At 66.8% G+C, this 14,375-nt stretch carries 12 protein-coding genes; 9 read left to right on the top strand and 3 right to left on the bottom strand.

Annotated elements, in window-relative coordinates; genetic code table 11:
- Nucleotides 1-102: 102 nt before the first annotated feature.
- Nucleotides 103-771 (top strand): hypothetical protein, encoded by a 669-nt coding sequence (locus llg_RS07225; protein ID WP_338289051.1) that lies wholly within the window; start codon nt 103-105, stop codon nt 769-771.
- On the opposite strand, the gene llg_RS07220 is transcribed toward llg_RS07225, so the two are convergent.
- Nucleotides 764-1,456: a hypothetical protein gene (locus llg_RS07220; RefSeq protein ID WP_338289050.1), complete on the bottom strand. Its 693-nt coding sequence runs from the start codon at nt 1,454-1,456 to the stop codon at nt 764-766. The two genes, llg_RS07225 and llg_RS07220, sit on opposite strands and share 8 nt — an antisense overlap.
- Nucleotides 1,457-1,683: 227 nt before the next feature.
- On the opposite strand from llg_RS07220, the gene llg_RS07215 reads away from it, so the two are divergent.
- Complete coding sequence (locus llg_RS07215; protein WP_338289049.1) at nt 1,684-3,852, top strand: alpha-galactosidase; 2,169 nt, start codon at nt 1,684-1,686, stop codon at nt 3,850-3,852.
- 9 nt (nt 3,853-3,861) lie between these two features.
- On the opposite strand, the gene llg_RS07210 is transcribed toward llg_RS07215, so the two are convergent.
- A complete protein-coding gene (locus llg_RS07210) occupies nt 3,862-5,079 on the bottom strand; it encodes a substrate-binding domain-containing protein (RefSeq protein ID WP_338289047.1) in 1,218 nt (405 codons plus the stop codon).
- A gap of 263 nt (nt 5,080-5,342) precedes the next feature.
- Here llg_RS07210 and llg_RS07205 point away from each other — a divergent pair, with 263 nt between their 5' ends.
- The 3 genes from llg_RS07205 (at nt 5,343) to llg_RS07195 (ending at nt 8,944) form a co-directional block, all read left to right on the top strand.
- Nucleotides 5,343-7,280: a zinc-dependent metalloprotease family protein gene (locus llg_RS07205; protein ID WP_338289046.1), complete on the top strand. Its 1,938-nt coding sequence runs from the start codon at nt 5,343-5,345 to the stop codon at nt 7,278-7,280.
- 84 nt (nt 7,281-7,364) lie between these two features.
- Nucleotides 7,365-8,201: a hypothetical protein gene (locus llg_RS07200; RefSeq protein ID WP_338289045.1), complete on the top strand. Its 837-nt coding sequence runs from the start codon at nt 7,365-7,367 to the stop codon at nt 8,199-8,201.
- A 53-nt stretch (nt 8,202-8,254) separates the two neighbouring features.
- A complete protein-coding gene (locus llg_RS07195) occupies nt 8,255-8,944 on the top strand; it encodes a lysozyme inhibitor LprI family protein (protein WP_338289044.1) in 690 nt (229 codons plus the stop codon).
- A 10-nt stretch (nt 8,945-8,954) separates the two neighbouring features.
- On the opposite strand, the gene llg_RS07190 is transcribed toward llg_RS07195, so the two are convergent.
- Nucleotides 8,955-9,857, bottom strand: coding sequence for a LamG domain-containing protein (locus llg_RS07190; protein ID WP_338289043.1), 903 nt, complete (start codon nt 9,855-9,857; stop codon nt 8,955-8,957).
- A gap of 208 nt (nt 9,858-10,065) precedes the next feature.
- Between llg_RS07190 and llg_RS07185 the strand changes: the two genes are divergently transcribed.
- The 4 genes from llg_RS07185 to llg_RS07170 all read left to right on the top strand — a co-directional run bounded on the left by llg_RS07185 (nt 10,066) and on the right by llg_RS07170 (nt 14,303).
- On the top strand, nt 10,066-11,016 hold the full coding sequence (locus tag llg_RS07185) for a hypothetical protein (RefSeq protein WP_338289042.1): 951 nt from the start codon (nt 10,066-10,068) through the stop codon (nt 11,014-11,016).
- A 9-nt stretch (nt 11,017-11,025) separates the two neighbouring features.
- Nucleotides 11,026-12,003, top strand: coding sequence for an ABC transporter ATP-binding protein (locus llg_RS07180; protein WP_338289041.1), 978 nt, complete (start codon nt 11,026-11,028; stop codon nt 12,001-12,003).
- The gene (locus llg_RS07175; protein WP_338289040.1) at nt 12,000-13,697 is read left to right on the top strand and encodes a hypothetical protein; all 1,698 of its coding nucleotides are present in this window, start codon (nt 12,000-12,002) and stop codon (nt 13,695-13,697) included. Before llg_RS07180 ends, llg_RS07175 begins: the two co-directional genes overlap by 4 nt.
- 114 nt (nt 13,698-13,811) lie before the next feature.
- A complete protein-coding gene (locus tag llg_RS07170; protein WP_338289039.1) occupies nt 13,812-14,303 on the top strand; it encodes a VOC family protein in 492 nt (163 codons plus the stop codon).
- Nucleotides 14,304-14,375: the final 72 nt, after the last annotated feature.

Raw genomic sequence — 14,375 nt, 5'->3', positions numbered from 1 at the left:
TCGTCGGGTACGCGCGTCAGAAGCCTCCGCCCCCTCTGAAGACCCTCCTTGGCTCAAGTCTCGACTCCCTGGCTCGTTCCGTGATCCGATCCGCCCACGGACATGATCGCCTTCACCTCGCTGCAACAGGAACTCGCCCGGCAGGTGCGGGAAGCACGGGTGGACCATGAGGCGTTCGCGATGCCGCTGAAGATCTGCGAGCTGGCGGAGTGCCGCGCGACGTGTTGTCACGATGGCGTGTTCCTGGAGCCGGAAGAGCGGGAGATCATCGGCGAGGTGATCGGGTCGCACGCGGATCAACTGGCCAGATACGGCTGGGAGGCCCCGGAGATTTTCCAGCGGCTGCCGGACGGACGGTGGAAGTCGGTGACGTTGCCCGATGACGCACCCGCCGCGGCATTCCCGGCGCACTTCCCGAAGACCCGCTGCGTGTTCCTGGACGCGGAACACCGTTGCGTGCTGCAACGGCTGGCGATGGACGAGGGCCGCCACCCGTGGTTCTGGAAACCGGTGTCGTGCTGGATGCACCCGGTCATCCTGAAGCCGGGCCGCCGCGGCGAGCGGCCGGTGCTGACGCTGGCCACCCCGGACCACGATCCGGCGGCGCATCCCGGCTACCCGGGGTTCTCCGCTTTCACGCCCTGCGGGATGTCCTGTGGCGGTGGCCCGCCCGCGCGGCAGACGCTGCGGGCGGAGCTCGAGCTGCTGGGTGAACTGGCGGACCGCGAGGTGACGGGCGAGCTGGACGCGGTGGCCGCGGACGTCACTTGAGAAGCTGGAGCTTCGAGAAGCGCGGCGTGAAGGGTTCCTTCGAGGTGCTGATGGCGGCGAGGCCGACTTGGAGCTCCTGCGACCAATCGCCCGGCACATCCTTCGGAGTGAGGGTTTTCCAAGTGGTGCCGTCGCTGCTGGTGGCGGCGAGGAACTTGTCGCCGCGGCGCTCGAGACGCAGGTAAACGGGCCCGTCCTTCGGCAGCTCCTGGTCGCCGGTGCTGCCCATCCGCAGCAGCTTGCCCTCGGAGCGGATCTCGAAGTTCGCGTAGGGCACCTCCTCGCTGCCATTGTGCAGCACGGCGCGGGCGAGGGTCACCACGTTGTCGGCGTTCATCATGGCGATGATGGCGGCACCGTTGTAGCCGGTGCGGCTGGCCTTGGTGGATTCCTCGCCGGGCGAGAACTTGCCATCGACTTTCACTTGCAGGGTGAAGTCGCCGTTCACCGCCTGCAGGACGCGCGGGGCATTGGTGGTGTCGATCTCGGCGGCGAGGTCGTGGGCCTTGCCGCCGGGAACCTCCATCTGCAGGGCGTCCTCGACGACGCTGATCTTGCAATCTCCGTCCGGATCGGTGGGCGCGCCCCAGCCGGCGAGTTCCGGAGCCGGGAGCGGGGCTTCCTGGGCATGGGCGGAGAGGAGCAGCGTGGAGGCCACCGCGAGAGGAAGGAGGAGGGTTTTCATGGGTAGCGGATGAGACGGGAGAAATCCGCTAACATTCAGATGAATCCTCCGCGGGACTCAAGACGATAGTCCGGAGGACGAGTCCATACCGTCCCTTTCACCCTATCTTCCCGTCGCCGTCTGGACGAACAGGCGCACTCTCGAAGAGTACGGTGGAAATGACTGGAGGCTCGGAATGGAGACGCCACTCTACCAAGATGCCCACGAGGTTCGCGCTCCCGTTCATCATGCTCGTCCAATCCGCACTCGCCGCTCCGATCCTGCTCGAAACGAACACCACCACGCTCCGTCTGGACGTGAACGATGGCAAGGTGGCCGGCACCTATTTCGGGCCGAAGGTCCGGGACAGCGGTGACGTGGCGGTGCCCGCGGAATCCGCCTCGCTCTTCTATCCCTCCCACTGGGACGCGCAGACCGGTTCGCACGGGATCGCGATCACCCAGCCGGACGGCCAGCTCGCGCTCGATCCGGTGTACGAGTCCCACGCCCTCACCGACGCGGAGGGCGGCAAGCTGCTGCGCGTGATCCTGAAGGACCGCCGCTATCCGGTGACGCTGGCGGTGTGCGTGCTGGCGCACCCGGACTCGAACGTGTTCGAGCGCTGGGTGGAGGTCACCAATGGCGGCGACAAACCGGTGGTGCTGAACAAGGCGGCCTCGGCCACGCTGCACTTCCGCGCGGACCGGTATTTCCTCACCTCGTTCCCGGGCACCTGGGGCCGGGAGGCCACGGCGCGCGAGCAGGAGATCGTGCAGGGTGGCAGCGCGTTGCTGCGCTCCGGCTCGACCCCGAAGGGCGCGGCGGAGGGCAGTCCGGCGTTCATCCTCTCGCTCGACCAACCGGCGGCGGAAACCACCGGCGAGGTGGTGCTGGGCGCGCTCGCGTGGTCCGGAAATTGGGCGTTCCAGTTCGACAATGCCGCGACCTCGAATGAAGTGGACGCGAGCTTCGGCTACGATCCGGCGTACTCAGCCTACACGCTGGACGCGGGCAAGACCTTCACCACTCCGCGGATGATCCTCACCCGCTCGGGCCACGGCACCGGCGAGGCCTCGCGGAACCTCCACCGCTGGGCCCGCTCCGGCGGCCTGCGCGGCGGCGACCAGGCGCGCGACATCCTCTTGAACTCGTGGGAGGGTGCTTACTTCAAGTTCGATGAAAGCGTGCTGCACGGCATGATGGACGGCTGCAAGCAGATGGGCGTGGAACTCTTCGTGCTGGACGATGGCTGGTTCGGCAACGCCCACCCGCGCGACAATGACAAGGCCGGGTTGGGCGATTGGCAGGTGAACGCGACCAAGCTGCCGCACGGCATCGAAGGGCTCGTCAACGCCGCGAAGGAACGCGGCCTGAAGTTCGGCATCTGGGTGGAACCGGAAATGGTGAACCCGCAGAGCGATCTTTACGAAAAGCACCCGGACTGGGTGGTGGCGATGAAGGACCACCCGCGCCGTGAGGGCCGCAACCAGCTCGTGCTCGATCTCACCCGCCCCGAGGTCCGCGAGTTCGTCCACGGTGTGATCGACAAGCTGCTCACGGAAAACCCGGGCATCTGCTACATCAAGTGGGACTGCAACTACACCATCGTCGATCCCGGCAGCGGCGCGCTTGCCGCGGACCGCCAGCAGAACCTCCAGGTCGATTACATCAGGGGCTACTACGAGGTGCTCGACAAGCTGACCAAGGCGCATCCGAAGGTGGTGTTCCAGGCCTGCGGTTCCGGCGGCGGCCGCGCGGACTACGGCGCGATGAAGTTCCACCACGAGTTCTGGACCTCCGACAACACCGACCCCTACGACCGCGTGTTCATCCAATGGAGCGCCAGCTACCTCTTCCCCGCGATCGCGATGGCCGCGCACGTCACCGAATCGCCGAACCACTACAGCCAGCGCGTCACTCCGCTGAAGTTCCGCTTCGATGTGGCGATGAGCGGCCGCCTCGGCCTGGAGCTCTCGCCGAAGAAACTCACTCCCGAGGAACTCGACTACGCGAACAAGGCGGTCGCCGAGTACAAGCGCATCCGCCCCGTGGTGCAGTTCGGCGATCTCTACCGACTGAAGAATCCCTACCAGGGCGATCTCGCCGCGCTGCAATACGTGCGGGAGGAGAAGGGCGCGAAGCACTCCGTGTTCTTCGCCTATCTCAAGGAGCACCGCCTCATTTCCGGCTACGGGCCGGTGGCGCTGCAGGGCCTCGATCCCGCGAAGCGCTACCAGGTGGTGGAGATCAACCGCGACGGCACGAAGAACAAGTACGCCAAGAACCCGGACGCCTCGATCGTGGCCGAGGACGGCAAGACACTGGGAGGAGACTTCCTGATGACCCGCGGCCTGACGATCCACTGGGGCTGGCGCGCGCTGCAATCGGTGGCCGTGGAGATCACCGAAGTGCCGTGAGTTCCAGCATCATCCCCCGCGGGCGGCCACGGTGGAGCAACCACCATCCGGCATCTCCAGCGAGGCACGCCAGTGCTGGGGCGTGACCCCGCAGGCCTTCTTGAAGGCACGCGCGAAGTTCCGGCCGCTGCCGAATCCCACGTCGTGGGCGATGGAGTCCAGCTTCAGCGAGCTGTCCATCAACAACCGCACCGCTTCCTCCATCCGCAACCGCAGGATCTCCTGGCTGAGGGTGATGCCGATCTCGCGCTGGAGGATTTTCTGCAGGCCGAAGGGGGTGATCCGCAGGAGTTTCGCCACGCCCTCCGAGGTCAGGTCCGGTGAACGGAAATTCTGCCTCACGTGGCGCAGCGCCTCGTTCGCGAGCCGGTGGGTGCCGGCGTAGGTGGCGGTGGACATGCGGGCCATCACCCGGTTCCGCGGCACCAGCAGCGGACGCTCCGGCGGCGGTTCGCCCTCCACGATCCGCGCCAGCAGCGCCGCGGCGGCATAGCCCACGCCCCGCAGGTTGGTGTCGATCGAGGAGATGGCCACCTCGGAAACCTCGAGCAGCGGATACTTGTCGTCCACGCCGAGGATCGCGATGTCCTCGGGCACCCGCAGCCTCATACGACGCGCGGCGTACATCACGTCCAGCGCGAAGCGGTCGTCCTCCGCCATCACCGCCAGCGGGCCGCGCATCTCGGCGAGCCGCCGCTGGAGCCAGCCGAGGCGGAACTCACGCGGCACCGCGTGGTCCGGATGCACGTCCGGGTGGTCGCCCAGGAAATCGAGCACCGCCGCGGGACGTCCCGCCTCCCGCATCACCGCGCGGAACCCGCGCTCCATCGCCTTCGCGTCCGCGCCGCGGTGGCGGCGGTAGAAGGCGAAGTGCGGCTGCCCCAGCGCCAGCAGGTGCTCGGCTCCCGCGGCCCCGATCGCCTCGTAGTCGCAATCGACCTTCGGCACCGCGCGCAGCAGCCACTCCTCGTCCAGCGGCCTGGCCTGCAGCATCCGCACCGCCGGACATCGCAAATGGCGCAGCCACTCCGCCACCTCGGCGCGGTACACGGTGGCCAGCACGCCATCCCAATCATGGACCGAAGGCAAGGGCGCGGGCGACATCAGGCCGGTGTCGATCTCCCACTCGTGCTCCCGCGCCCAATCGGCGATGCCCTTGTGAAGCTGTGCGTCATGGACGCCGAGCAACACCGCGAGCGTGCGCGGCCTGCCGGGATATCCCTGCATCTCCCTGTCTCTCATAACAAAAAAGCAAACTGAGCAAATAACCGATCATGCATACAGGGTGGTTCGATCCCCGGACCAGCCGGAAACCGCGGAAGTTGTATTTTTTGACCATCGAAGTTGGATTTTGGAGGATGCGAAACCATTGCACTTTGTTCGGGGTGAGGCATTTACGAGGCCCCACGGAGAAACCGAATCCGACCTATCCGCCATCCCGGCGGCGACGACGGAAGACACGGGCTCCGTGCAAAACGCAAAAACCCATCATGACCCAAACCCTTGCACCCTGCCACGGCAGGTCTACCCGCGGCGCGCTCCGCCACGCCGTCTCCACCACCCGCCTCCTGGCCGCACCGGCCGGCTTGTTACTAGGACTCTCGTCGTTGGCGGGCGCGCAGGCCCCGCCCTCCACGCTGACCAAGACCTACACCTACACCGGTGGCAGCCTCACGGTGAACTACTCGCTGCACGACGTGCGCGGCCCGAACTTCGGCGTCTACTCGCAGGCCGCGGGCGGGGCCTACACCGCCCACACGCCGTCCCGCCCGAACCGCACCTACCTCGGCACCGTGACCGGCTATCCCGGCGCGATCGCCGCGGCCCAGCTCCGCGATGACGGCAGCCTGCGCACCTCGATCATCTTCGAGGACGGCACCACCTGGCGCGGCACCACGCTTTCGATGACGATTCCCGCCGCCGCGAGCTGGACCCCGATCTATCCCACCACCGTTGCCCCCGCGGGCGGCGCCGGTTCCTCGGTCTATGCCGCGGACGTGGCGCTCGACCTCACGCCGTCCTACTACACCGCCACCGGTTCGAACGTGGACAACGCGCTGGAGATGGCGGAGTACTGCCTGATCGAGACCGATGCCGTCTACCTGCGGGACGCGGCGATCAAGATGCAGCTCGGCCGCGTGATCGTGCGCACCAGCACCGCCGATGATCCCTACGCCGGCTCCTCCGACCTCAGCGTGCTGCTGCCCGGCATGCGGGACCATTGGAACAACGTGCTCTCCACCGCCCTGCCCGCCACGTCCTACGACCTCGCCGCGCTGGTGCGCCCCGGCGCGGGCGGCGGGCTGGCCTATGTCGGCGTGATCGGCACCAGCAGCCGCTATGGCGCCAATGGCGCGAACAGCGACGGCAACTTCACCGTGATCTGGCGCCACGAGGCGGGCCACAACTGGGGCTCCAGCCACTACGAGGGCGGCGGCAAGCCGGAGGGCCCGACGATCATGTCGGACAACGCGCTGAGCCGTTTCTCCAGCTCCGAACTGGCGAAGATCATCGCCCACCGCAACACCAAGACCGGCATCCTCACCAACCTCGGCGGCTACACTTATCCGCTGCCGCCGCGCGCGAACGCGGACCGCGCCACCGTGGATGCCTCCCGCACCCCGATCACCCTGGACGTGATGGCGAACGACTCCGACTCGAACGGCCAGTCGATCACGATCCCGTCCTTCGACACCGCTTCGAACAAGGGCGGTACCATCACCCGCTCCGTGGGCACCGGCCCGGGCGGACGCGACCAGCTCATCTACACCGCGCCCTCGTCGTTCACCAGCGGCCTCGATTGGTTCAGCTACCGCATCAAGGACTCCGCCAACTACGAGGCGAAGGGCTGGGTGATGGTCAACCCCGCCCCGCAACCGGCGGCACCGTGGGTCAGCGCGGACATCGGCAGCGTCGGCACCGTGGGCGGCACCTCGTTCGATGGCACCACCTACACCCTGATGGGCTCGGGCGCGGACATCTGGAGCACCGCGGACGCCTTCCGCTACGTCTACCAGCCGATGACCGGCGATGGCGAAATCGTGGCCCGGGTGGCCTCCTCCACCTCCTCCCAGGCCCGCGGCAAGTCCGGGGTGATGATCCGTGAAACCCTCACTGCCGGATCGAAGCACGTCAGCACCCTGTTCCACTCGGACATCGCCAAGAACGTGACCACCCGCCGCACCACCACCGGCGGCTCCTCCACCGAAGTCAATGGCGCGACCGCCGCCACTCCGACCTGGGTGAAGCTGACCCGCACCGGCGACACCTTCGTCTCCGCCACCTCCACCGATGGCACGACGTGGACCACGGTGAGCACCACCACCGTTTCGATGGCCAGCTCGGTCTACGTCGGCCTGGCCGTGAGCGCGCTGAACAACTCCAGCACCCGCACCACCGGCTTCGACAACGTCACGGTCACCCCCTGACGTTCCCGCTCCCCCCATCCAAACCCAAAAACCCACGGCTCCGCGTTTGCTTCCCCGTGAAGCAGGCGCGGAGCCACTCCCGCCATGCCGTCCATCCGCCATCCACTCGTCCTCGCCGCCGCCCTGCCCCTGCTGCTCGGCGGGGTCCTGCTGTGTCGTCAGGATCGGACGCCTCCCGCGTCCTCCGGATCACCGGCACGGACCCGCCCCACCGGCCATCCGAGCGGTTCCCGCAGCTCCGCGGAAACCGCACGCCGCCTCGAAGGTCGCTCCGCGGAGGAGGTCGCGCGGCTTTTGAGCGGACTTCCCGCCAGCGAACGCGACGAGGTGCTTTCCATCCTCACCGCGGAACACGGCCGCACCGATCCGCAACTCGCGCTCCAGTACGCGCGCCTCATCGTCGCGGACCCGCTGCGCCACGAAACCGTGGCGCTCGCCATCGCTTTCCTTTTCGAGCGCGATCCCCGCGCCGCCCTCGCCCTGCTCCACGCCGAAACCGGTCCTTCGCAACGCGCCGCCATCGAAACCCGGCTCATCCCCGCCCTGGCCGCGGTCGATGCCCCGGCCGCCATCGATCTGCTCGCCGCGGGCACCATGGAGGCGGCGCACTCGCCCCTATTGCTGGCCGCCACCGTGCAACGCTGGACAGTCCAGGACGCGCCCGCCGCCGCCGCCTGGTCCACCGACATCGAGGACACTCAACTGCGCACCCTCGCCAGCACCGCAATCGCGGAAACGTGGGCGACCCGCGATGCCACCGCGTTCGAATCGTGGCTCGGCGATCATCCGGACTCCCGCGACCTCGCCGCCGCCTACGCGGAATGGCGCCACCCTTCCACCCCGGAACAACGCGAGCAGCTCGCCAACCAGGCCACCAGCGTGCCGGACGGATCCATCAGCGAGCCCTGCCCCGGCGAGTAATCCCGGCCCGAACCGCATTGCCAACGCCGGGAGGCAGCGGTTAGGGTGGCAGGATGAAATGGCTCGCCGGATTGCTGGTGCTCACGTGGACGCTCACGGCCCAGGCCGATGACCTTGCGAAGGCCAAGGCCGCATTCGCCGAGAAAGACAAGGCGCTCAACACCGTCTTCACCACGCTGAAGAAGGAGCTGCGTCCGGACCTCTTCGTGAAGATGCAGGAGGACCAGCGCGGCTGGGTCGAATACCGCGACTACATCACCACCGGCCCCGGCACCGGTGATGCGACCGACGCCACACCGGACCGCTGGACCGGTGCCGCGGAACTCACCGAGGCCCGCATCGCGTGGCTGAAGGCATGGAAGAAGCTCGACCAGCGCAAGGGCTGGTCCGGTCGCTACTCGGATGGCCGCGGCGGCCTGTTGGAGATCGTGGAGAAGGACGGCCATGCGTGGTTCACCCTCTCCGTGGTGCGCGGGCCGTCGTCCCACACCGGCGAGATCGCCGGGCAGGTGAAGGTCAATGGCAGCACCGGCTGGTTCGAAACCAAGGGCGAGGGCGAGAAGGACCCCACCTGGCTGACCTTTCTCGATGGCCTCGATTACAATGGCTCCATCCGGGTCACGGAGGAAAACACCGGCTCCTTCCACGGTGCCCGCGCCTACTTCAGCGGTAACTACCTCTGGCTCGGCGAACTCACCGCCGCCGAGCAGAAGCAGGTGATCGAGGGCAAGGACGGCGAGTGATGTCGCCCGCTCAGGCGCGGCGGCGGCGCCACAGCAGCAGGGAACCCAGGCCACCCAGCACCGCGCTGGCTGGCTCGGGAACGGCCAGCCCTGCCAGCCCGAGATTGCGCAGCTCGGTCACATCGGACTGGCCCAGCGCGCGGTTGTAGATCGCCACTTCATCGATCATGCCGTCCCAACCGCGGCTCTGGCCATCGCGGGCGTTGCCGAGGTTGATGTCGGTGAACGACGGCTGGCCGTTGGTCGTGGTGTAGCTGCCGGCAAGCACGCCATCGATGTAGACGGCGATGGTGGAATTCGCGCCGTTCGGCGTGACGACCTGCACGACGTGGTGCCAGGCATTGGTGGTCGCGCTGCCTTGAATGGCGGCGTTGGTTTCGCCGTTGTTGTACGACCACATCGCCAGGCTGGTGGCATTGGCCGCCGCGGCCTGCGAACCGTAGGAGAGATCGAACTGCGAGGTGTTCGTGCCATCTTCAAACACGAAGTAACGCTGGCTCGCGGCTTGGTTCGGATCGAGCGCGGCAAAGTACCACGCGCTGATCGAGTAACTCTGGCCGAGCGTGGCGGTGCCGACGCCCGTGCTGATGGCGTCCGTGCTGGTGTGGGTGAAGTTCGCCGCGTTCCCCGCCAGCAGGGTGGAACGGTTCGACGTGTTTCCGGCTCCGGTGGCTCCCGTGGAATTGAACGCCGCATCGCCGCTGAAGCCGCTGGTGGGAGTGGTGCCCACCACCGTGGCGTTCACGAACGGCCCCGCGTAATCCGAACCAACCGCCTGAGCCCGGTTGGCGATGGCCCCTCCCGACGCGGGATCCTGGAAATCGTAATAGGCCACCAGCCCGGTCGTAACGGCGGCGTGACCCGTGGCAGCGAAAAGGCTACAACCCAGAATGACGAATGAACAAAGATTCATAATTTTGCTTTTTGGGAAACCATCAGGCACGAATTGACCCTGGAAACAACATGCGGGCGACAAACCGCACCCAATCAACATGTTTCTCAAAAGGCAATTTATTTTACCATTCGAGCATTTTTGTCACACACGCCACCACCGACCGGCGGCGAAATTTCATGAACCTCTCATCCGTCTTTCACAGTAGGTCGTCATCACCGCCACCGTCATGTCCGCGCCATCCTCCCTTCGTTCTCTCGTGCCCCTCGTGGCCGGTCTGGTGATCGGCGGTGCCGGGGTCGGTTTGTTCGCCGGCAGCCACCCGGGAGCCGAGGGCACCCCTGAAGCACAGGTCACCCGGCTGGAGGTGGAGCTGAAAAGCGCCCGCAACCGGATCACGGAGCTGGAGGCCAGCGGTCGCACCGGGCGGCCGGGCCGGACCGTGTCCGACGGCCTCCGCGAACTGGCCGAGGACATCCGCGCCGGCCGCCCGGTGAGCCCGGATGACATTTTCCAGAAGTGCCAGCCGCTGATCGGCACGCTGGCCCCTCTGTTCGAGCGCATCCGCGTGCGGGAGGCCGAGAAGATCGCCGACAGCCTGGCCGGGGAAATGATCCGCAAGTACGGCCTCGATCCCGGCCAGCAGGCGGCGCTCAAGCGGTGGTTCGAACAGAAAGCCGAGGCCGATGCCAAGGCGTGGACCGATCTGGTCAGCCGCAAGGGCACCTCGCTGCAGGATCTGGCAAAAGAAGCCCGGAATGTCCGGCCGGACCAGGGACTGGACAGTGTGATGGAAACGATGCTGAGCGGGGACAAACTGGCCGCCTTCAAGACCCAGCGGGCCACGGAGAAAGCGGAGCGCATCCAGCAGGAGGCGGACATGCGCGTGGAGCGGATCGATTCCATCGTGGAACTGGACGCCAGCCAGCGCGACCAAGTGTTCGGCATCATGGCCCGCCAGTCACCGGACTACGACGCCTCCGTGAAGCTGGAAGGAGCCGCCGGAGACATCGCCACCATCGGCAAGGGCACGCCCGAGGAGGCCACGCTGGCGGCCCTGCGCCCCGAGCAACAGGAGAAGTACCTGGCGGAAAAACAGCGGCGGCGCCAGGAGGCCGCCAAGGACCTCGAAGCCATCGGCCTGAGCCTGCCCGCGAACTGGGACCCCCTCGATCCATAATCCCTTGCCATGAACCACGTGCAAACGCGCCCCCCGTCGGACCGGCCGACCGCCATCGACATCCGCGACCTGCGGGTGGACTACGGCAATTTCGTCGCCGTCGACGACCTCACGCTCACCGTGCCCCGCGGCGAGGTCTTCGGGCTGGTGGGGCCGAACGGCGCGGGCAAGACCAGCACCTTCCGCGTGCTCACCACCCTGATGATGCCGACCTACGGCGACGTCTTCCTCGAAGGAGTGGACATCCAGGAGGATCTGGAAAGCGCGCGCCGGATCGTGGGCTACATGCCGGACCTGGCCCCCGTGCCCTCCGACCTGAAAGTGTGGGAGTTCCTCGACTTCCACGCCGCCGCCTACGGGCTGGGGACCAAGGCCCGGCGCCGCGAACGGGTGGCGGAGTGCCTGGAGGAAGTGGCGCTCACCGACCAGCGGCACAAGTGGTGCAAGGAACTCTCCCGCGGCCAGACCCAGCGGGTGGTGCTGGCCAAGACCCTGCTGCACCGGCCGAAGGTGCTCATCCTCGATGAACCGGCGAGCGGACTCGATCCCCTCGCCCGCCGCGACCTTCGCATGACCCTGCGCAAGCTGGCCGACCAGGGCGCGACGGTGTTCGTGAGCTCCCACATCCTCAGCGAGCTCGCCGAGATGTGCACTTCGGTCTGCGTGATGAACCGCGGCCGGCTGCTGGCCTCCGGCACCGCCGACGAGGTGCGACACCAGCTCGGCAGCACCGAGCGCACGCTCACCGTCACCCTGTTGACCCGCGCCGCGGATGCCGCCGCGTGGATCGAGACACGGCCCGCGGTCCAGCACCTGCGCGCCACCGAACACCAGGTGGTCTTTGATTTCAGCGGCTCCGACGAGGACCAGGCGGGGCTGATGGAAGGGCTGATCCACGAGGGCTTCCGCGTGCGGACCTTCGAGGAGAAACGCACGTCCTTCGAGGAGATCCTGGTCGAAGTCGCCGAATCCAACCGCCGCTCATGAACGACGCCTCCGTTTCCTCCCCCCATCCCGCGTGGCGGTTCTGGGACAATCCGATCTTCCGCCGCTACTGCCGTTCGCGGCTGCGCCCGCGCGGGTTGTTCGTGTCGATTCTGGTGACGGTCCTGATCGCGGGCTTCCTGTTCGCGATCACCCGTTCCGCCGCCGAATACCGCGCCCACCTGACGCCCGCCGACGCGGAGCGCGCGCCCTTGATCCCGCTGCTGGTGCTGCAGGGCCTGGTGCTGTTCGTGCTGGGCACCGCCCAGGTGTCCGGCGGGATGGTAGCGGAGCGGGACGAAGGCGTGATCGACTACCAGCGGCTGATCCCGATGACTCCCATGGCCAAGGTAATCGGCTACCTCTTCGGCCTGCCGGTGCGCGAGTATGTGATGGTCTTCGCCACGCTGCCGTTCACCGCCTGGTGCCTGTGGAAGGGCCAGGTGGCCGCCGCGGTGTGGCTGCCACTGTATGCCGTCTTCTTCACCACCACCCTGCTCTACCACTTCACCGGACTGGTCACCGGCACGGTGGTGAAAAACCGCCGCTGGGCCTTCCTGGTCTCGATCGGCCTGGTGTTCAGCCTCTACACGGTGGTGCCGCAGATGGCCCGCTTCGGGCTGGTGTTCTTCAAGTACCTGACGATCACGCCGGTGCTGGAGGAATGCATGCCCGCCCTGCTGCCGAAGCCGGTGGGAGCGGTGGTGGAGGTGGGCAAGCTGCTGGCCCCCACGGTGAAGTTCTTCAACCTCGATTTCTCCGAGCTGGTGTTCACCCTCTTCTCGCAAAGCAGCCTGATCCTGACCTTCCTGATCATGCTGGCGCGGAGGTGGAAACGCGCGGAGTCCCATTTGCTCGGCAAGATCTGGGCCACGGTGTTCTTCATCTGGATCCAGATCCTCCTGCTCGGCAACGCGCTGCCACTGGTGGAATCCGGCAACCTGTTCCCCTCACGTGGATTCGCGCGCTATGTCCACATCGCAGCCGACTGGGAGCCTTCGGCCACGGAAACGGTGGGCATGTCCGGACTCTATGGCGTGGTCACCTTGGTGCTGCTGTTCATCCTCACCGGTCTCATCACTCCCGCTCCCGAGGACCAGGAACGCGGATGGCGGCGGGCACGGAAGCAAGGGGCACGCTCGCTGGGTATCCTGTCCGATCCCGCCACCAGCACCTGGTTCGTGGTGGTGATGGCGTTGGCCGGGGCGACCGGATGGTTCCTCTTCACCCGCGGCCTGGTGGAGTCCCGGTGGTTTCCGGGCCACACGGTGCCGCTGTCCGTGCTCGGTTACTTCACGGCGGTCATGCTCGCCGTTGGAATGGCATTCCAAACCGTGCTGGAGGCGCGGGGCGGACGCTTCATGGGCCTCGCGGCGATCCTCGGCGGCGTCACTCCGATCCTCGTAGGCGCCGTACTCGGCACCATCAGCGATCATCTGGGAACGGCAGCGGCGTGGGTCATCGCGGTCTCCCCGGTGAGCCTGCCGCTCTACGCTTCCGGCAGCCTGCTCTCCATCTCCGAGCTACCCGCGGAAATCGCCCGCGCCGTGCCACGCGCGTTCCATTTCTGGCTGCTGGTGATGAGCATCGTGGCGTTGTGGCAGGCCTACCGGCTGGCAACGGCGCGTTCCGCGATGGCGCGGCAGGTGCTCGGCAACGAGCCCCCGGCCGCGGAGGTGGAACAGGAGCCCTCGTAGCCAACCGATTCCACCTTTCGAGGGAAGAAAATCGTGCTCTGGTGTCCGGATTGGGGCGGGCCGTTCGTCGTCAGGATGAACCCCGTTTCCAAACCCACCCTCATCCGCAGACCCATGAAAACGAAAATCACCCCGTTCCTGTGGTTCGACACCCAGGCCGAGGAGGCCGCCAACTTCTACGTCGGCATCTTCCCGAACTCGAAAATCACCGCCGTCGTCCGCTACCCGGACACCGGCAAGGAGCACCACGGCAAGGAACCCGGCTCGGTGATGGTCGTGTCCTTCGAGCTCGATGGCCAAGCCCTCTCCGCCCTCAACGGCGGGCCGATGTTCCAGTTCAGTTGCGCCGTGTCCTTCGCGGTGGAATGCGAGACCCAGGAGGAAATCGACTACTACTGGGAGAAGCTCGGGGCGGACGGCGATCCCTCCGCCCAACAATGCGGCTGGCTGGCCGACAAGTTCGGCCTCTCCTGGCAAATCGTGCCGAAGATCCTGCCCGAGCTGCTGGCGGACACCGGGAGTCCGGGCGCGCTGCGCGCCATGGCCGCGCTGATGGAGATGCGGAAGCTCGACATCGCCGCCTTGAAAAAAGCCCACGCGGGCTGAACCCGGTGGACCGCAACGACGGGGCTGAGGATTGGGAAACCCGGTGTGGATCTCCCAATCCCCATCCCATTT

The sequence above is a fragment of the Luteolibacter sp. LG18 genome (assembly GCF_036322585.1).
Classification (GTDB): Bacteria; Verrucomicrobiota; Verrucomicrobiia; order Verrucomicrobiales; family Akkermansiaceae; genus Luteolibacter.
This window is presented reverse-complemented; position numbering and strand designations above follow the sequence as displayed.

Bases quoted from the DNA above. Each gene is read 5' to 3' on its own strand.
- llg_RS07225 (WP_338289051.1), top strand. From the start codon at position 103: ATGATCGCCTTCACCTCGCTGCAACAGGAACTCGCCCGGCAGGTGCGG.
- llg_RS07220 (WP_338289050.1), bottom strand. From the start codon at position 1,456: ATGAAAACCCTCCTCCTTCCTCTCGCGGTGGCCTCCACGCTGCTCCTC.
- llg_RS07215 (WP_338289049.1), top strand. From the start codon at position 1,684: ATGCTCGTCCAATCCGCACTCGCCGCTCCGATCCTGCTCGAAACGAAC.
- llg_RS07210 (WP_338289047.1), bottom strand. From the start codon at position 5,079: ATGCAGGGATATCCCGGCAGGCCGCGCACGCTCGCGGTGTTGCTCGGC.
- llg_RS07205 (WP_338289046.1), top strand. From the start codon at position 5,343: ATGACCCAAACCCTTGCACCCTGCCACGGCAGGTCTACCCGCGGCGCG.
- llg_RS07200 (WP_338289045.1), top strand. From the start codon at position 7,365: ATGCCGTCCATCCGCCATCCACTCGTCCTCGCCGCCGCCCTGCCCCTG.
- llg_RS07195 (WP_338289044.1), top strand. From the start codon at position 8,255: ATGAAATGGCTCGCCGGATTGCTGGTGCTCACGTGGACGCTCACGGCC.
- llg_RS07190 (WP_338289043.1), bottom strand. From the start codon at position 9,857: ATGAATCTTTGTTCATTCGTCATTCTGGGTTGTAGCCTTTTCGCTGCC.
- llg_RS07185 (WP_338289042.1), top strand. From the start codon at position 10,066: ATGTCCGCGCCATCCTCCCTTCGTTCTCTCGTGCCCCTCGTGGCCGGT.
- llg_RS07180 (WP_338289041.1), top strand. From the start codon at position 11,026: ATGAACCACGTGCAAACGCGCCCCCCGTCGGACCGGCCGACCGCCATC.
- llg_RS07175 (WP_338289040.1), top strand. From the start codon at position 12,000: ATGAACGACGCCTCCGTTTCCTCCCCCCATCCCGCGTGGCGGTTCTGG.
- llg_RS07170 (WP_338289039.1), top strand. From the start codon at position 13,812: ATGAAAACGAAAATCACCCCGTTCCTGTGGTTCGACACCCAGGCCGAG.